This window comes from Roseateles sp. P1_C1_2 (assembly GCF_056406535.1).
Genome location: NZ_JBFUAB010000005.1, coordinates 26,372 through 51,996, shown reverse-complemented (window position 1 = coordinate 51,996; position 25,625 = coordinate 26,372). Strand labels below are relative to the sequence as shown.

The following is a 25,625-nucleotide window of genomic DNA, read 5'->3' as shown; positions in this document are numbered from 1 at the left end:
GCCTGCGCTGCGATGCGCTATCTGATCTTCGATTTCAGCGACGGCGACGACGGCATCGCCACCTTGGAGGCCATGGCCTCGACGCGCGTCGAGGAGCATGGCCGCGTGCTGGCCGAGGCCCAGCAGGTGCTGGACTGGGCGCACGCGCATTTCCCCCGGCGCCATGGCCCCGTCGAGGACGGCCACGCCTGGGATCACGAGTTGCTCGTGCAGCGGGAAGAGGGCGACTGGCTCACCGTCACGCTGACCTTGAGCGCCTCGGCGGAGTTCACCGAGGCCTTTCTCGCCCAATATGGGGAGGGCGAGGACTGACGGCGATCAGCCCTTGAGCGTCTGCTCCAGCACGTGCAGCTGCTGGTTCAGCTCGGTGTTCTTCTGGCGCTCGCCACCGATCTTGCGCACCGCGTGCAGCACCGTCGTGTGGTCACGGCCACCGAAGAGTTCGCCGATCTCGGGCAGGCTCTTCTGCGTCATCTCCTTGGCCAGGTACATCGCAATCTGGCGCGGCCGGGCGATGCTGGCCGGACGCTTCTTGGAGTACATGTCGGCGATCTTGATCTTGTAGAAGTCGGCCACCGTCTTCTGGATGTTCTCCACACCGATCTGGYGGTTCTGGATGGAGAGCAGGTCTTTCAGCGCCTCGCGGGCCAGCGTGATGCTGATTTCCTTGTGCGAGAACTTGGCGTAGGCGAGCACCTTGCGCAGCGCGCCTTCCAGCTCGCGCACATTGGCGCGCACGTTCTTGGCGACGAAGAAGGCGACGTCCTCGGGCATGGGCGTGCCCTCGGCCTCGGCCTTCTTGATCAGGATGGCGACGCGCATCTCCAGCTCGGGCGGCTCGATGGCCACCGTCAGGCCGGCGTCGAAGCGCGACGTGAGGCGCTCGTCGATGTCCACCAGCCCCTTGGGGTAGGTGTCCGACGTCATGATGATGTGGGCCTTCTTGGCCAGCAGCGCCTCGAAGGCGTTGAAGAACTCTTCCTGCGTGCGGTCCTTGCCGGCGAAGAACTGCACATCGTCGATCAGCAGCAGGTCCAGCGAGTGGTACTTGGCCTTGAGCTCGTCGAAGGTCTTGCGCTGGTAGTTCTTGACGACGTCGGAGATGAACTGCTCGGCGTGCAGATAGAGCACGCGGGCGTCCGGTCGGTCCTTCAGCAAGGCATTGCCGACGGCGTGGATCAAATGGGTCTTGCCCAGGCCGACGCCACCATAGATGAACAGCGGGTTGTAGGTGACGCCGGGCGCGCCGGCCACGTGCAGGGCCGCCGTGCGGGCCATCTGGTTGGCGCGGCCGGGCACCAGCGTGTCGAACGTCAGCTGCGGGTTGATGCGGTGTTTGGCCGAAGCCGGGGCCTGCGACGGCAGCACGATGGTGCTTGCCGGTGCCGAGGTGACGGGCTTGAGGGCGGCACTGGGCTCTACAGCCTGCACCGACAGCGGCTGCGGCGCCGGGCCAGCAGCCGGCAGGCTGATGGCTGCCGCCGAGGGCTCGCGGGCCACCAGGGCCAGCTCCAGCCGGGTCGGACGACCCGCCAGTTCGGTCAGGATGGCTTCGATGCGGGCCGCGTACTGGCGACGGATCCAGTCGCGCTTGAAGTGATTGGGAACCTTGAGCGTGGCCACCAGGGCCGCGTCTTCACCGGCCACGGTGGCCGGCGGCAGGGGGCGGATCCAGGTGTTGAACTGCTGCTCCGGCAGCTCCGTGGCCAGGCGCTCGCAGCCCCGCCTCCAGAGGTCAGACGCCCATTCCGCCGAATTCATGCTCGTTGCCAAAGCTTCTGCCCCGTCCGCCCTGTGTTCTTCTTCGCTCATTGTGGAAAACTTGTTCTCGAGCGGCCGGATTGTACGGATCCGGGACCACCCAAACCGTGGGTTATCCACAGAATTTGGACGGGGGTCAATCCCTGGCAAACCCGGCTTGAGAGGGGCGACTTATTGACCGAGCCGGCGGCTTCTGCTGTAATGCCGGGTTTTCGCGCATTGCGACTTGATCGCCATGCGCTTTTTAGCCGGCGCTCTTCCAGGGCACCGGCCCACTTGCCGGGTGCCAACCGCTGCGCCCAGCCTGAACAAACCCTCAAAAGAGGTCTCCCATGAAGCGTACCTACCAAGCCTCCAAGACCCGCCGCGCTCGCACCCACGGTTTCCTCGTGCGCATGAAGACGCGTGGCGGCCGCGCCGTCATCGCCGCTCGCCGCGCCAAGGGCCGCAAGCGCCTGGCCGTCTAAGCCCCGCGTTGATCGAAGACGGCGCCCCGCGCGTCGTCAGCTTTCCGGGCACCCGATGATCGGCAAGCTGCAGCGCCCGGTGGACTTCGAGCGTGTGCTCGGCAAACAAAGCCGGGCTCGCAGCGCGCATTTCGCGTTGCACCACCTCTCGGCCAATCCGGCGCCCAGCGCCTGGCACGCCGCCAGGTTACGCACAGCCTCAGCCGAGTTATCAACAGGCGAACCACAGCCTGTTCACAACCCTGTGGAACCGAACCCGCCCGCCGCGCCCTCAGTTCAAGTTGAGGGCTGCTGGGTGGGCATCGTCGTTCCCAAGCGGCATGCCAAGCGTTCGGTGACTCGCCAGCTCTTGAAGCGCCAGATCCGCGCCGCATTTGCCGAGCGTCCCGGCATGCCGCCGGGCTTGTGGGTCGTGCGCTTGCGCTCTCCGTTCGATCGCCAGAAATTCCCCAGCGCAGCGTCCGATGCGTTACGGGCCGCAGCCCGCGCGGAATTGGCGCAGCTGCTGGACCGTGCACTGACGCCGAAAACCGGGACGCCTGCATGAAGCCGAGCTGGCCCGCCCGCGCGCTGATGGCCGTCGTGCGCGGCTATCGCCTGATGCTCAGCCCCTGGCTGGGCAACGCCTGCCGTTTCGAGCCGACCTGCTCGCGCTATTCGCTGGCGGCGCTGGAGAAACATGGCGCGCTGGCCGGCAGTTACCTGACCGTGCACCGCATCCTGCGCTGCCAGCCGTTTTGCGACGGTGGCCATGACCCCGTGCCTGACAATCCGCCGCGGCTGTTTTCCCGGCTGATCTGCTCTCCCTCCATGGCGCGCGCCTGCGCGTCCTCTTCCTCGTCCGAGTCTTCCAATGACTGATATTCGCCGCACCGTGCTGTGGGTGGTGTTCACCATGTCTCTCGTCCTGCTCTGGGACGGTTGGCAAAAGCACAATGGGCATCCTTCGATGTTCAGCCCCTCGGCGTCCAAGACGGTGTCGTCGGCGCCAGGCGCCCCGGCTTCGGGCAGCCTGCCTGCGGCCACTGCCGCCGCGGGCCAGACGCCCACGACCGCCGCCGCACCGGCGGCTGCGCCGTCCGAGAAGATCACCATTCGCACCGATGTGCTGGCGGTCACCGTCGACACGCTGGGCGGTGACATCGTCCGCGCCGAGCTGCCCAAGTACCTGACGTCGCCGGACCCGACGGTCACCGACCAGCTGCTGCAGATGGTGCATCTGCAGAAGAAGCCCGAGTTCACGCCTCAACCGGTCGTGCTGTTCAACGAAGGCCAGCATTACCGTGCCCAGACCGGCCTGGTCAGTGCCCAAGGCCCGTTGCCGGCCCACACGACGCCAATGACGGCGGTGGCGGGTGAGCGCGAACTCAAGGACGGCCAGGACCAGGTCCAGCTGCGCCTGGAGTCGGCCGAGGTCGGCGGCGTCAAGCTGATCAAGACCTTCACATTCAAGCGTGGTGTCTACACGGTTGGCGTCACCCACGAGGTCGTCAACACCGGCGCCACGCCGGTCACGCCCCAGGTCTATCTGCAACTGGTGCGCGATGGCAGTACCGTCACCGGCGGCGCGGCCTTCACGCCCAGCTTCACCGGGCCGGCGGTCTACAACGACAAGACCAAGTTCCACACCCTCAAGTTCGAAGACATCGACAAGGGCAAGGTCGACATCGAGAAGCAGGCCAACGACGGCTGGGTCTCGATGATCCAGCACTATTTCGCCAGCGCCTGGCTCGTCACAGAACCGGGCAACCGCGAGTTCTTCGTGCGCAAGCTGCCCGGCCAGGCCGGCGTGCGCGGCGACGCCTACGCCACCGGCATGGTCTTCACGTTGCCGACGCTGGCACCCGATGCGACGGCCACGCAGCAAGCCACGCTGTTCGCCGGCCCGCAGGAGGAGAACAACCTCTCCAAGCTGGCGCCGGGCCTCGAGCGTGTCAAGGACTACGGCATGCTGACCATCCTGGCCGAGCCGCTGTTCTGGCTGCTGGACAAGCTGCATGGCTTCATCGGCAACTGGGGCTGGACCATCGTCGCCCTCGTGCTGCTGCTGAAGATCGCGCTGTACAGCCTGAACGCCAGCGCCTACAAGTCCATGGCCCGCATGAAGGCCGTCGCGCCGCGCATCAATGAGATGAAGGAGCGCATGAAGGACAAGCCGCAGGAAATGCAGCAGGAGATGATGAAGATCTACCGCGAGGAGAAGATCAATCCCATCGGCGGCTGCCTGCCCATCTTCCTGCAGATGCCCATCTTCATGGCCCTGTACTGGGTGCTGCTGTCCACCGTCGAGATGCGCCAGGCGCCCTGGACGCTGTGGATCACCGACCTGTCGGTGCGCGACCCCTATTTCATCCTGCCGCTGCTGATGATGGCGTCCAGCCTGTTCCAGGTCTGGCTCAATCCGCCGGCTGCCGACCCGATGCAGCAGAAGATGATGTGGATCATGCCCGTGGCCTTCGGCGTCATGTTCTTCGTTTTCCCGGCCGGCCTGGTGCTGTATTGGCTGACGAACAACATCCTGTCCATCGCCCAGCAGTGGCTGATCAACAAACGGTTGGGCGTGAACTGATTCACACCCCCCAGATGAGCCCCCGCAGCCGGGGGCTTTTTTCTTGGGGCCGTCCGCAGTTCAATAGCTCCGCGGGGCAGAGAACACCGGCCCGGACGGGGCTCACGAGAGATTCCGAACCGAGCCTCCCCCGCGCCAATTCCGCAAACAGCCACCTTCGGGTGGCTGTTTGCTTTGGCCGCCGACAATCGCAACATGCTTGCTCGCCACGCTGACCCCATTGCCGCCATTGCTACCGCCCCCGGGCGCGGTGCAGTCGGCATCGTGCGCGTGTCGTCGCCGCAAGACCTGGCACCACTCATCGAAGCCGTCTGCGGTCGCGTGCTGAAGCCGCGCGAGGCGAGCTACTTACCCTTTCGCGACGCGAACGGCGCCGCCATCGACCAAGGCTTGGCCTTGTACTTCCCGGCGCCGCATTCCTACACCGGTGAACATGTGCTGGAGCTGCAAGCCCATGGCGGTGCGGTCGTCATGCAGCTGCTGCTTGCCCGGGTCATCGAGGCTGGCGGCAATGTGCGCTTGGCCGAACCCGGTGAGTTCACGCAACGCGCCTTCCTGAACGGCAAGCTCGACCTCGCCCAGGCCGAGGCCGTGGCCGACCTCATCGACGCCAGCACCGAGGCCGCCGCTCGCAGCGCGAGCCGGGCGCTCGGCGGCGCGCTGTCGCATGAGGTGGGCGTGCTGCGCGACCAGCTCATCCAGCTGCGCATGCTGGTCGAGGCGACGCTGGATTTCCCCGAGGAAGAGATCGACTTTCTCGAGAAGGCCGACGCCTTCGGCCGCTTGGACCGCCTGACCGCCCAACTGCGGGCCGTGCAGGCCCGCACGCGCCAAGGCGCACTGCTGCGCGACGGCCTCAAGGTCGTGCTCGCGGGGCAGCCGAATGTTGGCAAGAGTTCGCTGCTGAATGCACTGGCCGGCGCCGAACTCGCCATCGTCACGCCCATCCCGGGCACCACGCGCGACAAGGTCAGCCAGACCATCCAGATCGAAGGCGTGCCCCTGCACATCACCGACACGGCGGGCTTGCGCGATGCGACGGTGGACGAGGTCGAGCGCATCGGCGTGTCGCGGTCCTGGGACGCGATTGCCGATGCCGACGTCGTGCTCTTCCTTCACGACCTGGGGCGCGTCGGCCAGGCCGACTACGAAGCCGAGGACGAGCGCATCCGTGCGCGGCTGGGCGGCGTCGAAGCGAGTCGCATCGTGCAGGTCTTCAACAAGGCCGACCTGGCCGCGGCGCCCGCGGGCGAAATTGCGCTGAGCCTGAAGACCGGCGAAGGCCTGGAGGCCTTGCGCCAGCGCCTGCTCAAGACGGCCGGCTGGCAGGCCGTGCCGGAAGGACTGTTCATCGCTCGCGAGCGACATGTTCAGGCGCTGGCCCGCACCGCCGAGCATCTCGAACAGGCACGGGCGATTGCCGAACAGCGCGATGCGGCCCTGGACCTGCTGGCCGAAGAGCTGCGCCTGGCCCACGACGCGCTGGGCGAGATCACCGGCGCCTTTTCGGCCGACGAGCTGCTGGGCGTCATTTTCAGCAGTTTTTGCATTGGCAAGTAGTCCGCCGGCCATCCTTATGCGTTCTTTACGCGCCACTGCTTACGGTGGTGCTGTCTCGATGCCCAAGGAGGTCGCATGCGACGCCTTCAACAGTTCAGCTTCACGGCGACCGCTGCGGAGCCTCGCCAGCCGGCGTCACAGGCCCGGCCAGCAACGCCCGCCAACCCACAGCCGCGCGACGAGATGTGGCGCTCGCGGCGTGTGCTGTCCGGCTCCGACTGGATGGACGCCTGGGTGCAGAAGCCCGGCCGGCGCTAGGCCGCGGCTGTCGCCGTTGAAGAGGTTGACGACCATGTAGCCGTGTGAGGCCAGCGTCTTTTGCCGCCCCGTGCTGGCGCCGACTTCAGGGGTGGAAGCGGATGGTGGCCGACAAGACCGACGCTAAAGTGAAGGACGGTTTTCTTCAGCGCCCCCATGCCGACACCCTCTCGCGATGCCTGGCCCTTTCCCGCCGCAGTCACCGCCGTCGCAGGCCTTCTGACTGCCATCCTGCTGGGCTTGACCGGCTGCGCCACCCAGGCACCGACCGCCATCGAGTCGCGCCAGCCCGTGACCATCCTCGTGTCCATCGACGGCTTCCGCGAGGACTACCTGCGACGCGGCGTGAGTCCCACGCTGTCGTGGCTGGCAGCCGATGGCGTCTCGGGCGTGATGCACCCGTCCTTTCCGACCAAGACCTTCCCCAACCACTGGACGCTGGTGACGGGCCTGCGCCCGGACCGCCATGGCATCGTCGGCAACCGGATGGAGTCGCCCGAGCGCAAGACGCCCTTCACGATGGCCACGGATGACCCCTGGTGGTGGAACGCGGCACCGCCGATCTGGGTGGACGCGGAGAAGGCCGGCGTGCGCACCGCCATCATGTTCTGGCCGGGCGCCAACGTCGCCATCGGCGGCATGGAAGATGTCGACGGCCACAAGCAGGTCGAGGGCACGCGCCCCTCGGACTGGATGCAATACCACCAGGCCATCACCGACGTGCAGCGCGTCAACACGGTGCTGGACTGGCTGCGCCGGCCCGCCGACATCCGCCCGAAGTTCGTGACGGTGTACTTCGAGAAGGTCGATACCGCCGGCCATGACTACGGTCCGGACAGCGCGGAAACCACGCAGGCCGTGGCCCAGGTCGACGGCGCGATCCGCGCGCTGCTGGCCGGCCTGAAGCAGCTGGCCCAACCGGCCAATCTCGTCATCGTGGCGGACCACGGCATGGCCGCCACCAGCAGCGAACGCACGATCGCGCTCGACAAGCTGGTCGATCCCAAGCTCTACCACCTCGTCGAGACCGGCACCTTCGCCAGCCTCGCGCCGCTGCCCGGCATGGAAGCGCAGGTCGAGAAGGCCTTGTTCGTTCCGCACGAGCACATGCAGTGCTGGCGCAAGGCCGACATCCCGGCGCGCTTCCATTACGGTTCGAACCCGCGCATTCCACCGATCCTGTGTCTCGCCCAACCGGGCTGGCTGGTGCTGGCCAACGCGCCCCGCAAGGCCGCCGTCGGCGGCAACCATGGCTACGACCACATGGCGCCGGAGATGAACTCGCTGTTCATCGCGACCGGCCCCGCCTTCACCGGGGGGCGGGTGCTGCCGGACTTCGACAACGTCGAGGTCTACCCGCTGCTGCGCCGGCTGATGGGGCTGCCGGCGGCCGCCGGCGTGGATGGCGACGGCGCCGTCTTCCGCGGCGTGTTCATTCGTCGTTGAACAGCGCGTCGGGCAGATAGAGGCCCGGCTCGACGGCCATACCGAACAAGCTGCCCGACAGCGGGCGCGCCATCAGGTCGGCCGTGCTGAGGCCCTCGCGGGCGGTCGTGACGAGGATCTGGTCGCCGTTCGGGCCGCCCATGGCGGGGCAGGTCACATTGCTGACCGGCACGCCGAAGCGGCCGAGCAGCCGGCCATCCGGCGCGTAGCGGGCGACGGCGGCATTGCCCCACTCCGCATTCCACAGACAACCCTTGGCATCGACGATGGAGCCGTCGGGCCAGCAGTTGTCGTCGAACTCCTTGGTCACGAACACGCGCGGCTCGCTGACACGGGCGCTGTCGGCGTCGTAGTCGCAGACCATGATGCGCGTGGTGGTGGTGTCGCAGTAGTGCATGCGCCGGCCGTCGGGGCTGAAGCAGATGCTGTTGGCGATGCCCACGCCGTCCAGCGCCAGGCGGCGCAGGCCGTGGGCCAGCGAGTATTGGTAGAAGCTGCCGATGCGCTGGCGCGGGCTGGCTTCGTCCAGCGTGCCGAAGACGAAGTTGCCGCTGCGATCACAGCGGCCGTCGTTGGCGCGCGTGGTGGGCAGCTTGGCTTCCAGCGGCGTGATCGTCTCGGGCTCGACGGCGATGCTGCCGGTGGCCTGCAGGTCGGGCAGCGTCAGCCGCGCCAGGCGCTTGGCCATGGCCAGGATGATGGCGCCGGAGCGGGCGTGTACGAAGCAGCCGACGCGCTCGGGCAGGCGTACCTGCAGCGCGGCGCTGGCGCCTGGCGTCCAGGCGTGGATGCAGGCGCCCTCGATGTCGGTCCACCACCAGCGGCCGCTGGGCGCGTGCCACTGGATGCCTTCGCCGAGCTTGTTGGGCTGGGCCAGGGCGAGGGTGAAGGGATGTTCGGCGTTACTCATCGGATCGGGCTTCAAGGGTCGCGCGGGCCTGCTTGCGGGCGATGGCTGCGGCGTGGCGGCGGCGCTCGTCGGGAGTGAAGGGGCGCAGCGGCGCCACGGGCACGGGCTTGTTGTCGTCGCCCACCGCCACCATCGTGAAATAGCAGCTGTTGACGTGCCGCGTCTCCTGCGTGCGGATGTTCTCGGCCACGACCTTGATGCCGACTTCCATCGACGAGCTGCCCGTCATGTTGATGCTGGCCAGGAAGCTGACCAGCTCGCCGACGTGGATGGGCTGGCGGAAGATGACGCGGTCCACCGACAGCGTGACGACATAGCGGCCTGCATAGCGGCTGGCGCAGGCGTAGGCGACCTGGTCGAGCAGCTTGAGGATGTTGCCGCCATGGACATTGCCGGAGAAATTGGCGGTGTCCGGTGTCATCAGCACCGTCATCGTCAGTTGGTGGGCGGGCAGGTCCATGGAGCGCTCCTACGTGAAGCGATGGATTGTGGTGCTGCGCCACACCTCGCCGGGCCTCAGCACCGTGGAAGGCCAGTCTGCACTGGCTTCGTGATGCGGTGAGTCGGGGTTGTGCTGGGTCTCCAGGCACAGGCCGTCGCCCTGGCGGTAGACGCGGCCACCGGGGCCGGCCAGGCTGCCGTCGAGGAAGTTGCCCGAGTAGAACTGCAGGGCCGGCTCGCTGGTCAGCACCACCATGCGGCGGCCGGAGTGCGGGTCCTCCAGCGTGGCGGCGGGGCGCACGCCCTCGGCACCCAGCTCGCCGTCGAGCAGCCAGTTGTGGTCATAGCCCTTGCCGATCAGCAGCTGCGGGTGGGCGCGGCGGATGCGCGCCACGATCGCCGTCGACTGGCGGAAATCGAAGGGCGTGCCCTCCACCGACACGTGGCGCTGTGGGATCAGGTGCTCGTCCACCTCGCTGTAGCGCGATGCGGGGATGGTCAGGCGGTGGCGCAGCACGCTGCCGTCGCCGGCGAGGTTGAAGTAGTCGTGGTGGGTCAGGTTGACGACGGTGGCGCGGTCGGTCGTCGCCTCGTAGTCGATGCGCCAGCTGTTGTCGGTGGCGCTCAGCGAGTAGCGCACATAGACGCGCAGCTCGCCCGGGAAGCCTTGCTCGCCATGCGGGCTGGTGTAGCTCAGGCGCAGCGCCGCGGCTTCACCCGCGCGTGGCTCGGCGGGCGTGGCCTGCCAGAGGCGATGACCGAAGCCCTCGGGTCCACCGTGCAGGCAGTTGGGGCCGTCGTTGCGGCCCAGCGCGTGGGCCTGGCCATCCAGCTCGAAGCTGGCGCCGGCAATGCGGTTGCCGTAGCGGCCGACGATGATGCCGAAGGATGGGTTGCGGTGGACGTAGTCGTCGAGATTGTCGAAGCCGAGCACGACGTTCCCTGGGGTGCCTTTCGCATCGGGCGTCCACAGGCCGGTGACGATGCCGCCCAGCGTGATGGCGGTCAGCTTCAGGCCGAGGCCGTTGCTGAGGGTGTATTCATGCACCAGCCGGCCATCGGGCAGGCGGCCGTATTCGCGGCAGTCCATGCTCATTGGTGCACCCTTCGGCCTGCGGCCTGTCCCGCCAAGCGGGAGCGAGCTTGCTTGGGGCGGCCCGGCGCGGCGCTCATACCCAGCCGCCGTCGACGATGAAGTCCTGCGCCGTGCACATGGCGCTGTCATCGGCAGCCAGGAACAAGGCCATGGCAGCGATGTGCTGCGGCATCAGCGGCTCGTTGATGCACTGGCCCTTGGCGATTTCCTTCTTGGTCTCTTCGGTAACCCAGAGCTTCAACTGCTTCTCGGTCATGACCCAGCCGGGCACCAGCGTGTTGACGCGGATCTTGTGCGGTCCGAAGTCGCGCGCCAGGCAACGCGTGAGGCCTTGCGCCGCGGCCTTGCTCGCCGTGTATGCCGGCATGCCGCCCTGCTTGAGCATCCAGCTGATGGAGCCGAAGTTGATGATGGAGCCACCGCCGGCCGCCTGCATGTCGGCCAGCACGGCCTGGGCGGTGAAGAACTGGTGCTTGAGGTTGACGGCGACGCTGGCGTCCCAGAACTCGGGTGTCGTCTCTTCGACGGCGTGGCGCTTGTCGTTGGCGGCGTTGTTCAGCAGCACGGTGAAGGGGCCGCTGCGCTCGCGCAGGGCAGCGATGGCGCCGCGCAGGGACTCGACGTTGCTCAGGTCGGCTGCAGCGAATTGCGGTGCATGGCGCGAGCCAGCAAGGCGTGCCGCGAGCGCCTTGCCTTCATCGGCGGCCAGGTCGATGAAGGCCACCTTGGCGCCCTGTTCAGCAAAGGTCTCCACCAAGGTTTCGCCGATGCCGGTGGCCCCGCCGGTGATCAGCACGCCCCGGTCCTGGAGGCTGGGGTAGCGGGCGTAAGAACTCATCAGACTGTCTCCTGCGATAGGCGGCCCGGCTGCTTTGGCCTGGCGGTGGTGAGATTATTAGTCATACTTATTTGTTTGCAAAGTCGACAAATTCCGGGTTAACCCCAATGATCTCGCATAAATAGTCATACTTTAATGGCGACCAATGCCGGCGAAGACAGCTGGCCGGGCGCCGCCCGCCGGCGCCTGCATTCAACTTCCCAGAGACAAGGGCCCCATCATGAGCGTCTCCACCAGCCGCCCCTACCGCGGCGTCTTCCCCGTCGTTCCGACCATCTTCCACGCCGACGGCACGCTGGACGTTCCCGGCCAGCTGCGCTGCGTCGATTTCATGATCGACGCCGGCTCCACCGGCCTGTGCATCCTCGCCAACTTCTCCGAGCAGTTCGTGCTGGCTGACGCCGAGCGCGAGATGCTGACCCGGGCCATCCTCGAGCACGTGGCCGGCCGCGTGCCCGTCATCGTCACGACGACGCATTACTCGACGCAGATCTGCATCGAGCGCAGCCAGTTGGCTGAAGCGTTGGGCGCGGCCATGGTCATGGTCATGCCGCCGTATCACGGCGCCACCTTCCGCGTGTCCGAAGGCCAGATCGAGAGCTTTTACCAGCGCCTGTCCGACGCGATCTCGATTCCCATCATGATCCAGGATGCCCCGGTGGCCGGCACGCCGCTGTCGGTGCCCTTCCTCGCGCGCATGGCAGCCAACATCGCCAACGTGAAGTACTTCAAGCTGGAGATGCCGCAGGCCGCCAGCAAGATGCGCGAACTGATCCGCGTCGGCGGCGCGGCCATCGAAGGCCCGTGGGACGGCGAGGAAGCCATCACGCTGCTGGCCGACCTGGACGCCGGCGCCACTGGCGCGATGACGGGCGGTGGCTTCCCCGACGGCATCCGCAAGATCTTCGACGCCTTCCACGCCGGTGATCGCGAGGAGGCCGTCGTCCAGTACGGCCGCTGGCTGCCGCTGATCAACTACGAGAACCGCCAGGGCGGCATCCTGACCGCCAAGGCGCTGATGAAGGAAGGCGGCGTCATCAACAGCGATGCGCCGCGCCACCCCTTCCCCGAGATGAGCCCCGAAGTGCGCGCGGGCCTGCTCGACGCCGCCAAACGCCTCGACCCACTGGTTCTGCGCTGGGGCAAGTGATGCGTGCGCTGTTCGCAGCGCTGCTCGCGCTGTGCCTGGCCGCTCCGGCACGCGCGCAGGAGGCCGAACCCGGCGCCCATGACCCGACGCTGCTGATCCTGGGCGAGCGCTGGTTCGTCTTCACGACCGGCCGAGGCCTGCAGCGGCTGGAGTCCACCGACGCCGGCAAGACCTGGCGCCGTCTGGCGCCGGCGTTCGGTGAAGCACCCGCCTGGTGGGCCGACGCCGTGCCCGAGCACAAGGGCCTGGATGTCTGGGCGCCCAAGCTCTTCCAGCATCGCGGCCGCACCTGGGTTCTGTATTCCATCTCCACCTTCGGCAAGAACCGATCGGCCATCGGCCTGGCCAGCAGCGACAAGCCTGACGGCGACTGGCGTGACGAAGGCCTCATCGTGCAGAGCACGGCGACCGACAACTTCAACGCCATCGACCCCGACCTGTTTGTCGAGCGCGACGGCAAGCTCTGGCTGAGCTACGGCTCCTTCTGGGGCGGCATCCGCCTGACCGAACTGAGCGTCGATACGCTGCGCCCCATCGGCGAGACCCGCCTCATCGCCCGCCGCAAGGGCGGCATCGAGGCGCCGACCATCGCGCGTCACGGCGACTGGGTCTATCTGTTCGCCTCCTACGACCTGTGCTGCCGCGGCGCCGACAGCAGCTACAACATCCGCGTCGGCCGCGCCCGCAGCGTCACAGGCCCTTATCTCGACCGCGACGGCAAGGACATGATGGACGCGGGCGCCACGCCATTGCTGGCAAGTAGCACGCGCTGGAAAGGCCCCGGCCACCAGGACGTCGTCGGCGACTGGCTGGTCCACCACGCCTACGACACCGAACGCGGCGGCAAGCCGCATCTGCGCATCAAGCGCCTGAGCTGGTCCGACGATGGCTGGCCCGTGATTCCCCAAGAAGAATGAACCGGAGACACCCACCGTGGCTGGCCTGAAGTTGGAGAACGTCTGCAAGCGCTACGGCGCGGTGCAGGTCATCGAGAACCTGTCGCTGGACGTGGCCGAAGGCGAGTTCGTCGTCTTCCTCGGCCCGTCGGGTTGCGGCAAGACGAGTCTCTTGCGCATGGTGGCGGGGCTGGAAGAAGTCAGCGGCGGGCGCATCCTCATCGGTGACCGCGACGTCACCGTCGCGCCGCCGGGCCAGCGCAACCTGGCCATGGTGTTCCAGCATTACGCGCTCTACCCGCACATGACGGTGCGCGACAACCTCGCGTTTGGCCTGAAGAACATCGGCATCCCGGCTGACGAGATCGCCAAGCGCATCACCGAGTCGGCCCGCATGCTGGAACTGGACACGCTGCTGGACCGCAAGCCCGGCCAGCTCTCGGGTGGCCAGCGCCAGCGCGTCGCCATCGGCCGCGCGGTGGTGAAGGAGCCGGGCATCTTCCTGTTCGACGAACCGCTGTCGAATCTGGACGCCGCCCTGCGTGGCCGCACGCGGCTGGAGCTGGCGCAACTGCACCAACGCCTGGGCGCGACCATGGTGTTCGTCACGCACGACCAGATCGAGGCGATGACGCTGGCCACGCGCATCGTCGTCATGAAGGGCGGTGCCATCGAGCAGGTGGCTACGCCGGCCGAGCTGTACCGCCGGCCGGCCACGCGCTTCGTGGCCAGTTTCATCGGCACGCCGGGCATGGGCTTCGTGCCGGTGCAGCGCGCGCCGGACGACCGAGGCCGTGTTGTCGTGACGGTGCCGGGCGGCGCTGCGGTGACGACACGGGTTCCGGTCGATGGCTTGGCAGCGCAAGGCCTGGTGCTGGGCGTGCGCCCCGAGAACCTGCGCGTGGCCGAGCAAGGCCCGTTGCGCGGCCGCGTCGAGCTGGTTGAGTTCCTCGGCGAGCGCACGCTGGCGCACCTGAAGCTCGAAGGCGGCACGCCGTTGATCGTCACGGTGCCCGCTGGTACATCGCCCAGGCTGGGCAGCCATGTCGCCATCACCGCGGACGTGGCCGAGGCTCATCTATTCGACGAGGCGGGTCTCGCCCACCACGCGCAGGAGTCGCTGGCATGAGCGCCGCGGTGGGCCTGCGCGCTTCGCGCCCGGCCTATGCCCTCTTTGTCTTGCCCTTCGTGGCGTTCTACGCGCTGCTGCTGCTGTGGCCGCTGGCCAAGGGCGTGTGGACCAGCTTTCACGACCACGACCTGCTGTCCAACGACAGCTTCTGGGTGGGCCTTGGCAACTACCAGGAACTGTGGGGCGACGAGGTCTTCCACCAGGTCGTCTGGAACACCCTCCGCTTCGTGCTCATCAGCACGCCCATCTTTGTCGTGCTGTCGCTGATGCTGGCGCTGGCACTGAACCGCCAGGGCAAGCTGGCCACCTTGCTGCGCGCCACCTTCTTCTGCGCGTCCGTCTTCTCGGTCACGCTGATCACGCTGGTGTGGAAGCTCGCGCTGATGCCCGAGCGCGGCCTGATCGCCCAGTTTTTCGCGGCGCTCGGCCTGCCCGAGCTGCCGCTGCTGACCAGCGACAACCTCGCGCTGCTGACGGTGGCGCTGGTGACCGTGTGGTGGATCATCGGCCTGCCGATGATCATGTTCCTGTCGGCGCTGCAGCAGATCCCCTCGGACATCTACGAAGCCGCCGCGCTGGACAACACGCCGCGCTGGCGCGTGCTGACCCACATCACGCTGCCCAGCCTCAAGCGCGCCATCATCCTCGTCGCGCTGATCGAGGTGATCCGCCAGTTCCAGGTCTTCCCGCAGGTCATGCTGATGACCAACGGCGGCCCCAACAACACGACGCGCTCGGTCGTGCAGTTCATCTACGAACAGGCCTTCATGCAGCTCTCGCTGGGCTATGCCACGGCTGCTTCGCAGGTGCTGCTGGCCATCATGCTGGTGGGCGTGTCGACGCAGCTCTGGCTTGAGCGCGACACCGGAGGTCGCAAATGAATCCGCTGCTGAGGCGCGGTTGGTTCGACCGCTTCGTCATGGTCGCGCTGACGCTGCTGGCTTTGGTGTGGATGGCCCCGCTGCTGTGGGTGCTGGCCCTGTCCTTCAAGCCCAACGAGTTCCTGCTGACGCACACCGACGTCTTCCTGGCGCCGCCCTACACGCTGGCCAACTACCTGGACATCCTGCAGACCTCGCAGGTGTTCCGCTGGCTGGGCAACAGCGCGCTCGTCGCGCTGCTGCAAACGGTGGGCGTGCTGTTACTGTCGTCGCTGGCGGGCTATGGCTTTGCGCGCTGCGAGTTCCCGGGCCGCAAGTGGCTGTTCGCCCTCGTCATGTTCGGCCTGGCCGTGCCGGCGCAGTCCGTCTTCATCCCGCTGCACCGCCTGTTCTCGGACTGGAACCTGCAGAACACGATTGCCGGCCTGACGCTGCCGGGCCTGGCCGCGCCCTTCGGCGTCTACCTGATGACGCAGTACTTCAAGGCCATCCCGGCCGAACTGGAAGAGGCCGCGCTGCTGGACAACGCGTCGCGCTTCAAGACCTTCCTGACCATCATCCTGCCGCTGACGCTGCCGGCGCAGGCGACGCTGGGCATCTTCACCTTCCTGGGCTGCTGGAATGACTACCTCTGGCCGCTGGTCATCGCGACGCAGCCGGACATGTACACGCTGACGCGCGGCCTCGCGTCCACGCAGACCAACTTCGCGCAGTCCGAGGGGCTGGGCTTCCTGATGGCGCAAGCCGTGTTCGCGGGAATGCCGGCGCTGATGCTGTATCTCTTCTTCCAACGCCATCTGGTGACGGCCGTCGCAGGGACGGGCAAGTCATGAAGCGTCTGCTCATCTGCCTTTCCGCCGCGCTGCTCGCCGCCTGCGGCGCCAGCAAGGACAACACCGGCAAGACCGAGATCACGCTGATGCGTTTCTTCGGCAGCTGCGAGGCGCAATACGGCCAGGTCGTGAAGACGTCCGAGGGCGTCGGCGAATGCGGCATCGTCACCGCCCTGGTCAACGAGTTCAACGCCACCAACACCGATGGCATCGTCGTGAAGACGCAGATCGGCGAGTGGGGGCCGTACTACGACCAGCTCACCGCCCGCCTCGTCTCCAAGGACATCCCGACCATCGCCGTCATGCACGAGTCCGCCCTGGGAGACTATGTGCGCCGCAAGCTGGTGCTGCCGCTGGACGAGGACTTCAAGCGCATCGGCGTGCCGGTCGATGACTTCACCGAACACGCGCGCCGCGGCACCTCGTTCAACGGCCAGACCTATGCGTTGCCCTTCGATACCTGGGCCTGGCTCTGGCACATCAACACCGGCTTGATGAAGAAGGCCGGGCTCGACACGCTTCCCCGTTCGCCCGACGAGCTGCTGGCCCAGGCGCGGCAGTTCAAGCAGCGCACCGGCAAGCCCTATTTCGCCTGGGCCGTGGCCAACGAGACGGCGGCCAATGACCGAACCTTCCTGACGCTGGTGGCGCAGCAGAACGCCCAGCTGTTCTCCGCCGATGGCAAGACCATCAACATGCACCAGCCCGCCGTCGTCAATGCGCTGACGCTGATGCAGACGCTGTACCGCGAAGGCCATGTGCGGCCCAACCTCGACTACGCCGCCGCCAACCAGGCCTTCCTGAACGGCGAGGCGGGCGTCGTCGTCGTCGGCACCTGGACCATCGACCAGTTCCTGCGCGAGTCGCAAAAGCCCGACTCCAAGCTCAAGGGCGCCTACACGGTGAAGCCCTTCCCGCAGCTCTATGACAAGCCCGCCGTGTTTGCCGATGGGCATTCGTGGGCGCTGTTCAAGGGCGGCGCCAAGGATGCCAAGGCGCACGAGGCCAGCGTCAAGTTCCTGAAGTTCGTCTGGGACCACAGTGCCGAGTGGTCGCGCACCGGGCACCTGCCCGTCAGCAAGGCCGTGGCCGAGAGCGCGGCCTTCCGTGCGCTGCCCATGCGTGAGGCGCTGACCGAGATCACGCAGACCGGCGCCGGCATGCCGGGCAATGTGCCGACCCAGCGCGCCATCGAGCTGCTGATCGGCGAGGACGTGGCCAACGTGATGATCTCCGGCAAGCCCATCGACGAGGTGCAGGCCAGCGTCGAGAAGCGGGTCAACAAGGCCCTCAAGAAAGCGAGACGCTGATGTTTGAAGCCCAACTCATCGTCGACCGCGACTTCGACCTCGCGCCGCTGGACCGCCGCCTGTTCGGCGTCTTCGTCGAGCACCTGGGCCGCTGTGTCTACAACGGCATCCACGAGCCCGGCCACCCCACCGCCGACGAGCACGGCTTTCGCGGCGACGTGGCCGAGCTGACGAAAGAGCTGGGCGCAACGATCGTGCGCTACCCCGGTGGCAACTTCATGTCGGGCTACAACTGGGAGGACGGCGTCGGGCCCAAGGACCAGCGTCCGCGCCGGCTGGACCTGGCCTGGTTCTCGACCGAGACCAACCAGGTCGGCACGCACGAGTTCATGCATTGGTGCAAGAAGGTCGGCATCGAGCCGATGTTCGGCGTCAACCTCGGCACGCGCGGGCCAGACGAGGCGCGGCACTACCTCGAATACTGCAACCACCCAGGCGGCACGGCGTTGTCCGACCTGCGTCGCAGCCATGGCGCCGAAGAGCCGCTGGGCATCAAGTTCTGGTGCCTGGGCAACGAGATGGACGGCCCCTGGCAGATCTGCCAGAAGACGCCGGACGAATACGGTCGCATCGCCAAGGAGACGGCCAAGCTGATGCGCTGGGTGGACCCGAGCATCGAGCTGGCCGCCTGCGGCTCGTCGGCCTACGACATGCCAACCTACGGCGTCTGGGAAGAACGCGTGCTGGAGCATTGCTTCGAGCAGGTGGACTACCTGTCGCTGCACAGCTACTTCGTGAAGCCGCCCGCGGACACCAGCACCGAGAGCTTCTTCGCGCAGATCGAGACGAACGCGCGCTACATCGAGGACACGGTGGCGATTGCCGACTCGGTGGCCACGCGCAAGCGGTCGACGAAGCGCCTGAAGCTCTCCTTCGACGAATGGAACGTCTGGTACCGCGCCCGCCACGGCGAACACCTCAAGCAGGCGGGCTGGCCCGAAGCACCACGGCTGCTGGAGGAGGTCTACACGGCCGAGGACGCCCTGCTCATCGGCGGCATGCTGACGATGTTCATGAACCATGCCGACCGGCTCAAGGTCGCCTGCATGGCGCAACTCTGCAATGTCATCGCGCCCATCATGACCGAGCCCGGCGGCGCGGCCTGGCGGCAGACGATCTTTCACCCCTTTGCGCAGGCCGCGCGCTGGGCGCATGGCGATGTGCTGAGGGCTGTCGTCAAGTCGCCCGGCTATGCCAACGCCAGGCACGGCGAGCTGCCCTATCTGTGCGCCAGCGTGGTCGATGACCCGGCCACGGGCCGCACCGCTGTCTTCCTGCTGAACCGCCACCTCAGCGAAGAGATGGACCTGTCCATCACGTTGCGCGGCTTGGGCGCGGACCGCGAGCTCCTTCAGGCCGAGCAGCTCCACAGCGCCGACCTCAACGCCACCAACACCGTTGACGACCCGGACCGCGTCGCGCCGCAACCACTGGATGGCATCGCCATCCATGGCGAGCAAGTGCGCGTCAAGCTCAAGCCCACGTCCTGGAACGTCATCGTCACCCAAGCGATTCGCGCAGCATGACCTGGAACAACCCTCTCGTCGAACAGCGCGCCGATCCCCAGATCACGCTCGTCGACGGCCGCTACTGGTTCACCGCGTCGGTGCCCAGCTATGACGCCATCGAGATCCGCAGCGCGGACAGCATCGCCGGCCTCTCCACCGCGGCGCCCAAGACCATCTGGCACAAGCACGACAGCGGCCCGATGAGCTTCCACGTCTGGGCTCCGGAGCTGCACCGCGTCGACGGCCGCTGGTATGTCTACTTCGCTGCAGCTGAGCGCGACGACATCTGGAAGCTGCGCATGTACGTCCTCGAATGCGAGGGCGACGACCCGCTGCGAGACCCCTGGGTGGAACGCGGCCAGATCCTCACGCCCGAGGAAGGCTTCTCGCTGGACGCCACGCCCTTCGAGCACGGCGGCAAGCGCTATCTCTGCTGGGCGCAGAAAAGCCCGCCGACGGAAAGCAACCTCTACCTGGCGGAGATGGCCAACCCGTGGACCTTGAAGTCCGAGCCCGTCGTCATCACGCGCCCCGAGCTGGCCTGGGAGCGCATCGGCTTCTGCGTCAACGAGGGCCCCGCGCTGCTGAAGCGCAACGGCAAGGTCTTCATCGCCTACTCGGCCGCCGCGACCGACGCGAACTACTGCATGGGCCTGCTGTGGGCCGACGAGAACGCCGACCTGCTCGACCCGGCGAGCTGGCACAAGTCGCCCGTGCCGGTGTTCAAGACCGACGAGTCGGTGAGCCAGTTCGGCCCCGGCCACAACAGCTTCACGACGACGCCCGACGGCAAGACCGACCTGCTGGTCTATCACGCCCGCAACTACCGCGACATCGTCGGCGACCCACTGAACGACCCCAACCGCCACGCGCGCGTGCAGGCCTTCGGCTGGCGCGCGGATGGATTCCCCGACTTCGGCACGCCGGTGGCCGATGGCCCCTACTCAATCTGACGCCATGAAACTCATCGCCTCGCTCCTGCTCGCCATCCCCGCTCTGGCTCAGGCCCTGAGCAGCCCCGACGGCCAGCTCCAGGTCGACGTGTCGGTCAACGCCGATCAGCAACTCGTCTACACGGTGCAGCGCGCCGGCCAGCCCGTGCTGCTGGCCTCGCGCCTGGGTCTCGTGCTGGAACAGGGTGATTTCGCCAGCGGTCTCAAGCTCGTCGCCACATCGCCCGTGAAGACTCATCGCGAGCAATACGCGCTGGCCGCGGGCAAAAAGAGCAGCGTGGACTACCGCGCCAACGAGCAGCGCTTCACCGTTGCCAATGCGGCCGGCCATAAGCTCACCCTGACGCTGCGCGCCTCCAACGACGGCCTGGCGCTGCGCTACACGGTCGACGGCGCGGGCCAGAAGACCTTCAAGGATGAGCTGACCAGCTTTGCCTTCCCCAACGAGGCTCGCGCCTGGCTGCAACCCATGTCTGTCGCCAAGACCGGCTGGAAACGCGTCAACCCTTCCTACGAAGAGCACTACCAGACCGACATCCGCGTCGGCACCGCAGCGCCCTCGCACGCGGGCTGGGTCTTCCCGGCGTTGTTCCGCAGCGGCGGCAACTGGGTGGCGCTGACCGAAGCCGGCATGGACGGGCGCTTTCACGCCTCACGCCTGGCGAGCGACTCCACCGGCGGCAGCTACCGCATCGGCCTGCCCGAGGCGAGCGAGGTCAACACGAATGGCCACCTGCTGGCGGACGTGAACGGCCCGCTCGTGACCCCTTGGCGCGTGCTGGCCATCGGCCCGCTGAAGACCGTCATGGAGTCGACCCTGGGTACCGACCTCGCAGCACCCGCCGTCGCCTTCGACAAGGCCAAGCTCAAACCCGGTCCGGCCTCCTGGAGCTGGGCGCTGCTGAAGGATGACGCCACCGTCTTCGACGTGCAGAAGCGCTTCGTCGACTACGCGGCCGACATGCACTGGCCCTACACGCTGGTCGACGCCGACTGGGACCGCAAGATCGGCGACGCCAAGATGAAGGAGCTGGCCGACTACGCCCAGATCAAGGGCGTCGGCATCCTGGCTTGGTACAACTCCTCGGGCGCCTGGAACGACACCGAATACAGCCCCAAGAGCGCGCTGCTGACCAAGGCCGCTCGCGCCAGGGAATTCGCCCGCATGAAGGCCATCGGCATCAAAGGGCTGAAGGTCGACTTCTTCGGCGGCGACGGCGCCTCCATGCAGGCCTATTACGTGGACCTGCTGAAGGAGACTGCCGCGGCCGGCCTGCTGCTGAACTTCCACGGCGCGACGCTGCCGCGGGGCTGGGCGCGCACCTACCCCAACCTGATGACGGCCGAAGCGGTGAAGGGCTTCGAGTTCGCCACCTTCTCGCAGGACGACCAGGACAAGGTCGCCCGTCACGCGGCCATGCTGCCGTTCACGCGCAACCTCTTCGACCCCATGGACTTCACGCCCATGGTGTTTGGCGACATCCCCAACATCAAGCGCGCCACGCGCAACGGTTTCGAGCTGGCCGAGGCGGTGCTGTTCCTTTCCGGCATCCAGCATTACGCCGAGACGCCCGAGGGCATGGCCACCGTGCCCGCCTACGTGAAGGGCCTGCTGCGCGAGCTGCCGCGGCATTGGGACGAGGTGCGCTTCCTCGACGGCGAGCCGGGCAAATACGTCGTGCTGGCCCGCCGCGCCGGCAAGCAGTGGTTCGTCGCCGGCCTGAACGCCGATGACGCGCCGCGCGAGATCAAGCTCGACCTCGCGTGGTTGGGCCAGCGCCGCGGCCAGCTCATCACCGACGGCTCAGGCGAGCGTGAATTCGCTTCAAGCCTGCTCGCCGCACCGGCCGCCACCGTGACGTTGGCGCCCCACGGCGGATTTGTCGCGCGCTTTCGATGAAAGCTTTTGGTAGCCTGCCGCCCATGCGAACCCGAGCGGACCACTCCACCTACAGCGCCCAGCCCGAGGGCAAGAGCCAGCACGGCCGTATCGTCAGCGAGCTGGGCCTGGCCATCGTCGGCGGCGAACTGCAGCCCGGCGACAAGCTGCCGCCCGAAGCCCAGCTGCTGGAGCGCTACGAGATCAGCCGCCCCGTGCTGCGCGAGGCCGTGCGCGTGCTCGTCGCCAAGGGCTTGGTGGTGTCGCGCCAGCGCGCCGGCGCCATCGTGCGGCCGCGCAACGAGTGGCATCTGCTGGACCCCGACGTGCTGTACTGGCTCATCCAGTCCCGCCCGCAGCGCGATTTCGTGCAGACCCTGCTGGAAGTGCGCCAGATCTTCGAGCCCGCCGCCGCCGCGCTGGCCGCGCGTGCCGCGACCGATGAGCAATTGGCGGGCATCGCCACCGCCTACGAAGGCATGGCGGCCGCCACGACCACGGCCGAGCTGCTGGAGCCCGACCTGGCCTTCCACCGCCGCATCGCCGAGGCCACCGGCAACGACCTGCTGGCCTATATCGGCAACATGCTGTCGCTGGCGCTGCGCGAGTCCATCATCCTGTCCAGCCAACTGCCCAACACGCACGAGCTCTCGCTGCCGCGCCACAAGGCCATCCTGACCGCGCTGCAGGCCCGCGACCCGCTCGGCGCCCGCCAGGCCACGCTGGTGCAACTGGACGAGACCGGCGACGACATCAACAGCGTCCTCGCCAACGACGGCCGGGTGAACCTTGCTTAAGAAAGCCACCATGGCCCGCGACGACGACGATGACGCCACCGGCCTGACCGACGCCAGCCCCAACCCCAACTGGTTCCTGCGCGCGCGCCTGAAGACGCGCCAGCTGCTGCTGCTGATCGCGCTCGACGACGAGCGCAACATTCACCGCGCCGCCGAGGTCCTCTGCATGACGCAACCGGCCGCGTCCAAGCAGCTCAAGGACCTGGAGGACATGCTGGACGTGAAGCTCTTCGAGCGCCACCCGCGCGGCATGGAGCCCACGCTCTACGGCGAGACCATGATCCGCCACGCGCGCATGGCGTTGACGTCGCTGTCGGCCGCCCACGACGACATCGTGTCGCTGAAGAACGGCCTGGCGGGCCAGGTCGAGGTCGGCGTCATCATGACCCCCGCCATGGGCCTGCTGCCGCGTGCCATCTCGCGCATCAAGCTGCTGGCGCCCCGCCTGCGCATCGGCGTGCACATGGAGAGCAGCAAGCAGCTGCTGGACATGCTGCAACGCGGCAAGCTCGACTTCATGATCGGCCGCATCGTCGAAGAGGAAAACGCTGCCGGCCTGCACTACGAGGAGCTCACCGTCGAGCCCGCCTGCGCCGTCGCGCGCGTCGGCCACCCGCTCTTGAAGGAAGACAACCTCAAGCTCGCCGACCTGGCCGACCAGCCCTGGATATTGCCGCCCACGGGCAGCGTGCTGCGCCACCGCTGGGAGCTGATGTTCCGCCGCGCCGCGCTGGAGCCGCCGTCCAACAACGTCGACACCACGGCCCTGCTGCTCATCACGGCGCTGCTGCAGCAGACCGACTCCCTGCATGTGATGCCGGTCGAGGTGGCGCGCTACTACGCGTCGCTGAACGTGCTGGCCATCCTGCCCATCGACCTGCCCTGCCATATGGACGCCTTCGGCATCATCACCCGCGAGGGGCATCTGATGTCACCGGGCGCGCGGCAGCTGCTGCATGAGGTGAGGTCGGCGGCGCGGGACCTCTACTGAGCCACTGACCCACGGAGACGGTGCGGAGACGCTGCGTGCGCAAGATGYGCCGCATTGCCGCCACACGCCTCGGGTCATCGACCGGGCCGGCAACGAACCGCGCCCCATTGCAGGCGCGGCCTCTCATCTCGATGGAGAAGACGTTGACCGCACCAACCTCAACCCAGAGCCCGCTGAAGTCACGCACTCAACCGGTCGGTCCGCTCCGGCGGGCTGTCGTCGGTGGGGCGTTGCTGGTTCTTTCCAATCTCGGCTTCGCCGCAACGACCGCCGCCTCGGTCACCATTCGGCAGGTCGGCGACAACGCGACGCCCAACACCCAGCATTTCGCCGGTGTCGGCAACGACCGGTTGCGCGCGGCCGCCGGCGACTACACCAAGGCGCCCGCCACCACGTCGGGCAGCGCCACCGCAGGCAACGGCAAGATCTCCACTTTCGCCAGTGCCTTCAGCAATGGGCGTGGGAACCCGGGCGCACCCACCAGCGTCTCCACCACCGCCACCGCGTCGCTGAGCGACAGCTTCACCGTCAGCGCGACGGGCAACGATCCCATCCAGATGGTGTTCGCACTGCATGCCGGCGGCGCCGTGACGGCGTCCAACACCGACCCGAACGCCGGCCTGGGTTTTGGCGGCGCCGGTGCCACGGCGAGCTGGGCGATCAACCTGTCCGGGCCGAACGTCTCGCTGGCAAGCTCGGGCAGCGTGGCCGAACAGAAGACCATCGTCAGCCGCAACCCCTTCCTGATCAGCATCGTCCATACCGAAACGGGCCTGGGCTTCAGCGAGTTCTCGTTGGTGGTCGGGCTGAATCCAGGTCCGGTCGGGACGACCTTCAGCCTGTCGATGCTCGCCGAGGCCAACGCCGGCATTCAGGTTGGCAATGGCGCCATGAACGCCATTGCTGACTTCGGCAACACACTGGAGTGGAAAGGCTTGGCGGGCGTGACCCTGCAAGACGGCAGCCCTTACCTCGGCACGCTGTCGTTCACCAGCGAGTCGGGCTTCGACTACGGCCGTGCCGTGTCCGCGGTGCCGGAACCTGGGAGCTATGCGCTGATGCTGGGCGGCCTGGGCTTGATCGGCTGGATGAAGCGTCGCCGCGGTTGAACGCGCCCCAGGGTTCGTGCCACCGACAGACCCTGCGGCCATGTCGAGTCTTCTTACATATCGATCGAGTCGCCTCTCAGTAATTCGGTTATGTCGTTGTTCCAGATGAACTAAACGCCCGGGGCACGAACGTTGCTAATGCCGATCACTCAAACAGGAGCCTGTCTATGAAATCGATCGCGCACCGCTCGTTGGCATTCATCGCAACGCTCCTGATCCTGCTCACGTTCTCCGGTCCGTCACGGGCGGGCCTGGTGGTGACGCTGGCGCCAACCGCCGCCACCGATCTGTCGAACGTGCATGTCGGCGACACCCTGCAGTTCTACTCGGTTGGCAGCAGCGACGTGGACCCGACCGAATATCTGACAGTGTTTCCCGCCGTCCACCTGTTCGCGACGGCATCGCTTTTCGACATATTTTCCGGCGTGGGCCTGGCCGGATGGAACAACCCGCTGGGGACGAATCCCCACCTTGCGCTGTGGACGGTTCGTCTGGACACCGCAGGCACGGTTGAGCTGTACAACGGTTTTTCAGACTGCCTCGGTTTGCCAGGCGACACGACCGGCTGCGCGGTGACCAATCTCGGCGCCACGCGCCCGGCAGACAGCAACCGCATCAGCTTCACCGTGCACGCGCTTCCCGAGCCGTCGTCCATCGCGCTGCTGACTTTGGGGCTGCTGGCTCTCGGAGTGCGCCGGCGCAAGGCCTGATCGCGGGAGGGTTGCCAGGGCCGCTGCAGTCGCGCGAGCTCAGGCCAGCAGCTCGCCACGCGGCTGCTTTGCTGCGCCGACGTCCAAGCTCAGAATCGAACTGGTAGCGGCTGCGCTGACCCACTCGGTT

25 protein-coding genes and 1 pseudogene are annotated in these 25,625 nt (G+C 67.1%); 21 read left to right on the top strand and 5 right to left on the bottom strand.

Features of this window, described 5'->3' with window-relative positions; genetic code table 11:
- The first annotated feature begins 12 nt into the window (after positions 1-12).
- On the top strand, positions 13-312 hold the full coding sequence (locus AC1D2H_RS06075) for a hypothetical protein (protein WP_477928967.1): 300 nt from the start codon (positions 13-15) through the stop codon (positions 310-312).
- Between the two features lie 6 nt (positions 313-318).
- On the opposite strand, the gene dnaA is transcribed toward AC1D2H_RS06075, so the two are convergent.
- Positions 319-1,761, bottom strand: a complete 1,443-nt coding sequence (gene dnaA / locus AC1D2H_RS06070; protein WP_478010275.1) for a chromosomal replication initiator protein DnaA — start codon at positions 1,759-1,761, stop codon at positions 319-321.
- A gap of 332 nt (positions 1,762-2,093) precedes the next feature.
- Here dnaA and rpmH point away from each other — a divergent pair, with 332 nt between their 5' ends.
- From rpmH to AC1D2H_RS06035, 7 genes are all read left to right on the top strand, one after another.
- Positions 2,094-2,228 (top strand): 50S ribosomal protein L34, encoded by a 135-nt coding sequence (rpmH, locus tag AC1D2H_RS06065; RefSeq protein WP_054021782.1) that lies wholly within the window; start codon positions 2,094-2,096, stop codon positions 2,226-2,228.
- A 55-nt stretch (positions 2,229-2,283) separates the two neighbouring features.
- Positions 2,284-2,775 carry a ribonuclease P protein component gene (locus AC1D2H_RS06060; protein ID WP_477928963.1) on the top strand — a complete coding sequence of 164 codons (492 nt, stop codon included), beginning with the start codon at positions 2,284-2,286 and terminating at the stop codon, positions 2,773-2,775.
- Positions 2,772-3,089: a membrane protein insertion efficiency factor YidD gene (gene yidD / locus AC1D2H_RS06055; protein WP_477928961.1), complete on the top strand. Its 318-nt coding sequence runs from the start codon at positions 2,772-2,774 to the stop codon at positions 3,087-3,089. The genes AC1D2H_RS06060 and yidD overlap by 4 nt, the downstream gene beginning before the upstream one ends.
- Complete coding sequence (yidC, locus tag AC1D2H_RS06050; protein ID WP_477928959.1) at positions 3,082-4,797, top strand: membrane protein insertase YidC; 1,716 nt, start codon at positions 3,082-3,084, stop codon at positions 4,795-4,797. The genes yidD and yidC overlap by 8 nt, the downstream gene beginning before the upstream one ends.
- Positions 4,798-4,992: 195 nt before the next feature.
- Positions 4,993-6,357: a tRNA uridine-5-carboxymethylaminomethyl(34) synthesis GTPase MnmE gene (gene mnmE / locus AC1D2H_RS06045; RefSeq protein ID WP_478010274.1), complete on the top strand. Its 1,365-nt coding sequence runs from the start codon at positions 4,993-4,995 to the stop codon at positions 6,355-6,357.
- Positions 6,358-6,432: 75 nt separating this feature from the next.
- Positions 6,433-6,615 carry a hypothetical protein gene (locus AC1D2H_RS06040; RefSeq protein ID WP_478010273.1) on the top strand — a complete coding sequence of 61 codons (183 nt, stop codon included), beginning with the start codon at positions 6,433-6,435 and terminating at the stop codon, positions 6,613-6,615.
- A gap of 156 nt (positions 6,616-6,771) precedes the next feature.
- Positions 6,772-8,061 (top strand): alkaline phosphatase family protein, encoded by a 1,290-nt coding sequence (locus tag AC1D2H_RS06035; protein WP_478010272.1) that lies wholly within the window; start codon positions 6,772-6,774, stop codon positions 8,059-8,061.
- Here the strand turns inward: AC1D2H_RS06035 and AC1D2H_RS06030 are convergent.
- The 4 genes from AC1D2H_RS06030 to AC1D2H_RS06015 form a co-directional block, all read right to left on the bottom strand.
- On the bottom strand, positions 8,048-8,971 hold the full coding sequence (locus tag AC1D2H_RS06030) for an SMP-30/gluconolactonase/LRE family protein (RefSeq protein ID WP_478010271.1): 924 nt from the start codon (positions 8,969-8,971) through the stop codon (positions 8,048-8,050). The two genes, AC1D2H_RS06035 and AC1D2H_RS06030, sit on opposite strands and share 14 nt — an antisense overlap.
- Positions 8,964-9,431, bottom strand: coding sequence for an acyl-CoA thioesterase (locus tag AC1D2H_RS06025; protein ID WP_478010270.1), 468 nt, complete (start codon positions 9,429-9,431; stop codon positions 8,964-8,966). Before AC1D2H_RS06025 ends, AC1D2H_RS06030 begins: the two co-directional genes overlap by 8 nt.
- Before the next feature lie 9 nt (positions 9,432-9,440).
- Positions 9,441-10,508: an aldose epimerase family protein gene (locus AC1D2H_RS06020; protein ID WP_477928947.1), complete on the bottom strand. Its 1,068-nt coding sequence runs from the start codon at positions 10,506-10,508 to the stop codon at positions 9,441-9,443.
- Positions 10,509-10,581: 73 nt separating this feature from the next.
- Complete coding sequence (locus AC1D2H_RS06015; RefSeq protein ID WP_478010269.1) at positions 10,582-11,346, bottom strand: SDR family NAD(P)-dependent oxidoreductase; 765 nt, start codon at positions 11,344-11,346, stop codon at positions 10,582-10,584.
- Between the two features lie 220 nt (positions 11,347-11,566).
- Here AC1D2H_RS06015 and AC1D2H_RS06010 point away from each other — a divergent pair, with 220 nt between their 5' ends.
- The 13 genes and pseudogenes from AC1D2H_RS06010 to AC1D2H_RS05950 all read left to right on the top strand — a co-directional run bounded on the left by AC1D2H_RS06010 (position 11,567) and on the right by AC1D2H_RS05950 (position 25,495).
- Positions 11,567-12,496, top strand: coding sequence for a dihydrodipicolinate synthase family protein (locus tag AC1D2H_RS06010; protein WP_478010268.1), 930 nt, complete (start codon positions 11,567-11,569; stop codon positions 12,494-12,496).
- Positions 12,496-13,413, top strand: a complete 918-nt coding sequence (locus tag AC1D2H_RS06005; protein ID WP_478010267.1) for an arabinan endo-1,5-alpha-L-arabinosidase — start codon at positions 12,496-12,498, stop codon at positions 13,411-13,413. Before AC1D2H_RS06010 ends, AC1D2H_RS06005 begins: the two co-directional genes overlap by 1 nt.
- A 16-nt stretch (positions 13,414-13,429) precedes the next feature.
- Complete coding sequence (locus AC1D2H_RS06000) at positions 13,430-14,521, top strand: ABC transporter ATP-binding protein (protein WP_478010266.1); 1,092 nt, start codon at positions 13,430-13,432, stop codon at positions 14,519-14,521.
- A complete protein-coding gene (locus AC1D2H_RS05995; RefSeq protein ID WP_478010265.1) occupies positions 14,518-15,405 on the top strand; it encodes a carbohydrate ABC transporter permease in 888 nt (295 codons plus the stop codon). Before AC1D2H_RS06000 ends, AC1D2H_RS05995 begins: the two co-directional genes overlap by 4 nt.
- Complete coding sequence (locus AC1D2H_RS05990; protein WP_478010264.1) at positions 15,402-16,238, top strand: carbohydrate ABC transporter permease; 837 nt, start codon at positions 15,402-15,404, stop codon at positions 16,236-16,238. Before AC1D2H_RS05995 ends, AC1D2H_RS05990 begins: the two co-directional genes overlap by 4 nt.
- Positions 16,235-17,548, top strand: coding sequence for an extracellular solute-binding protein (locus AC1D2H_RS05985; RefSeq protein WP_478010263.1), 1,314 nt, complete (start codon positions 16,235-16,237; stop codon positions 17,546-17,548). The genes AC1D2H_RS05990 and AC1D2H_RS05985 overlap by 4 nt, the downstream gene beginning before the upstream one ends.
- Complete coding sequence (gene arfA / locus AC1D2H_RS05980; protein ID WP_478010262.1) at positions 17,548-19,074, top strand: arabinosylfuranosidase ArfA; 1,527 nt, start codon at positions 17,548-17,550, stop codon at positions 19,072-19,074. Before AC1D2H_RS05985 ends, arfA begins: the two co-directional genes overlap by 1 nt.
- Positions 19,071-20,009: a glycoside hydrolase family 43 protein gene (locus AC1D2H_RS05975; RefSeq protein WP_478010261.1), complete on the top strand. Its 939-nt coding sequence runs from the start codon at positions 19,071-19,073 to the stop codon at positions 20,007-20,009. Before arfA ends, AC1D2H_RS05975 begins: the two co-directional genes overlap by 4 nt.
- A gap of 4 nt (positions 20,010-20,013) precedes the next feature.
- The gene (locus AC1D2H_RS05970; protein ID WP_478010260.1) at positions 20,014-21,909 is read left to right on the top strand and encodes a glycoside hydrolase family 97 protein; all 1,896 of its coding nucleotides are present in this window, start codon (positions 20,014-20,016) and stop codon (positions 21,907-21,909) included.
- Between the two features lie 23 nt (positions 21,910-21,932).
- Positions 21,933-22,685, top strand: coding sequence for a FadR/GntR family transcriptional regulator (locus AC1D2H_RS05965; protein WP_477928926.1), 753 nt, complete (start codon positions 21,933-21,935; stop codon positions 22,683-22,685).
- A 10-nt stretch (positions 22,686-22,695) separates the two neighbouring features.
- Complete coding sequence (locus tag AC1D2H_RS05960) at positions 22,696-23,676, top strand: LysR family transcriptional regulator (protein ID WP_478010259.1); 981 nt, start codon at positions 22,696-22,698, stop codon at positions 23,674-23,676.
- A 977-nt stretch (positions 23,677-24,653) separates the two neighbouring features.
- Positions 24,654-24,785: pseudogene (locus AC1D2H_RS05955) on the top strand (PEPxxWA-CTERM sorting domain-containing protein); the annotation flags it as partial.
- A 167-nt stretch (positions 24,786-24,952) separates the two neighbouring features.
- Positions 24,953-25,495 (top strand): PEP-CTERM sorting domain-containing protein, encoded by a 543-nt coding sequence (locus AC1D2H_RS05950; protein ID WP_477928923.1) that lies wholly within the window; start codon positions 24,953-24,955, stop codon positions 25,493-25,495.
- Positions 25,496-25,625: the final 130 nt, after the last annotated feature.

What these genes read in the sequence shown, in the direction of transcription:
- yidD (WP_477928961.1), top strand. Translation starts at nt 2,772, where the DNA reads ATGAAGCCGAGCTGGCCCGCCCGCGCGCTGATGGCCGTCGTGCGCGGC.
- AC1D2H_RS05975 (WP_478010261.1), top strand. Translation starts at nt 19,071, where the DNA reads ATGACCTGGAACAACCCTCTCGTCGAACAGCGCGCCGATCCCCAGATC.
- arfA (WP_478010262.1), top strand. Translation starts at nt 17,548, where the DNA reads ATGTTTGAAGCCCAACTCATCGTCGACCGCGACTTCGACCTCGCGCCG.
- AC1D2H_RS05990 (WP_478010264.1), top strand. Translation starts at nt 15,402, where the DNA reads ATGAATCCGCTGCTGAGGCGCGGTTGGTTCGACCGCTTCGTCATGGTC.
- AC1D2H_RS06030 (WP_478010271.1), bottom strand. Translation starts at nt 8,971, where the DNA reads ATGAGTAACGCCGAACATCCCTTCACCCTCGCCCTGGCCCAGCCCAAC.
- AC1D2H_RS06005 (WP_478010267.1), top strand. Translation starts at nt 12,496, where the DNA reads ATGCGTGCGCTGTTCGCAGCGCTGCTCGCGCTGTGCCTGGCCGCTCCG.
- AC1D2H_RS05970 (WP_478010260.1), top strand. Translation starts at nt 20,014, where the DNA reads ATGAAACTCATCGCCTCGCTCCTGCTCGCCATCCCCGCTCTGGCTCAG.
- AC1D2H_RS06040 (WP_478010273.1), top strand. Translation starts at nt 6,433, where the DNA reads ATGCGACGCCTTCAACAGTTCAGCTTCACGGCGACCGCTGCGGAGCCT.
- AC1D2H_RS06015 (WP_478010269.1), bottom strand. Translation starts at nt 11,346, where the DNA reads ATGAGTTCTTACGCCCGCTACCCCAGCCTCCAGGACCGGGGCGTGCTG.
- AC1D2H_RS05960 (WP_478010259.1), top strand. Translation starts at nt 22,696, where the DNA reads ATGGCCCGCGACGACGACGATGACGCCACCGGCCTGACCGACGCCAGC.
- AC1D2H_RS06025 (WP_478010270.1), bottom strand. Translation starts at nt 9,431, where the DNA reads ATGGACCTGCCCGCCCACCAACTGACGATGACGGTGCTGATGACACCG.
- AC1D2H_RS05985 (WP_478010263.1), top strand. Translation starts at nt 16,235, where the DNA reads ATGAAGCGTCTGCTCATCTGCCTTTCCGCCGCGCTGCTCGCCGCCTGC.
- AC1D2H_RS06075 (WP_477928967.1), top strand. Translation starts at nt 13, where the DNA reads ATGCGCTATCTGATCTTCGATTTCAGCGACGGCGACGACGGCATCGCC.
- AC1D2H_RS06035 (WP_478010272.1), top strand. Translation starts at nt 6,772, where the DNA reads ATGCCGACACCCTCTCGCGATGCCTGGCCCTTTCCCGCCGCAGTCACC.
- yidC (WP_477928959.1), top strand. Translation starts at nt 3,082, where the DNA reads ATGACTGATATTCGCCGCACCGTGCTGTGGGTGGTGTTCACCATGTCT.
- AC1D2H_RS05965 (WP_477928926.1), top strand. Translation starts at nt 21,933, where the DNA reads ATGCGAACCCGAGCGGACCACTCCACCTACAGCGCCCAGCCCGAGGGC.
- AC1D2H_RS06020 (WP_477928947.1), bottom strand. Translation starts at nt 10,508, where the DNA reads ATGAGCATGGACTGCCGCGAATACGGCCGCCTGCCCGATGGCCGGCTG.
- mnmE (WP_478010274.1), top strand. Translation starts at nt 4,993, where the DNA reads ATGCTTGCTCGCCACGCTGACCCCATTGCCGCCATTGCTACCGCCCCC.
- AC1D2H_RS06010 (WP_478010268.1), top strand. Translation starts at nt 11,567, where the DNA reads ATGAGCGTCTCCACCAGCCGCCCCTACCGCGGCGTCTTCCCCGTCGTT.
- rpmH (WP_054021782.1), top strand. Translation starts at nt 2,094, where the DNA reads ATGAAGCGTACCTACCAAGCCTCCAAGACCCGCCGCGCTCGCACCCAC.
- AC1D2H_RS05950 (WP_477928923.1), top strand. Translation starts at nt 24,953, where the DNA reads ATGAAATCGATCGCGCACCGCTCGTTGGCATTCATCGCAACGCTCCTG.
- AC1D2H_RS05995 (WP_478010265.1), top strand. Translation starts at nt 14,518, where the DNA reads ATGAGCGCCGCGGTGGGCCTGCGCGCTTCGCGCCCGGCCTATGCCCTC.
- AC1D2H_RS06060 (WP_477928963.1), top strand. Translation starts at nt 2,284, where the DNA reads ATGATCGGCAAGCTGCAGCGCCCGGTGGACTTCGAGCGTGTGCTCGGC.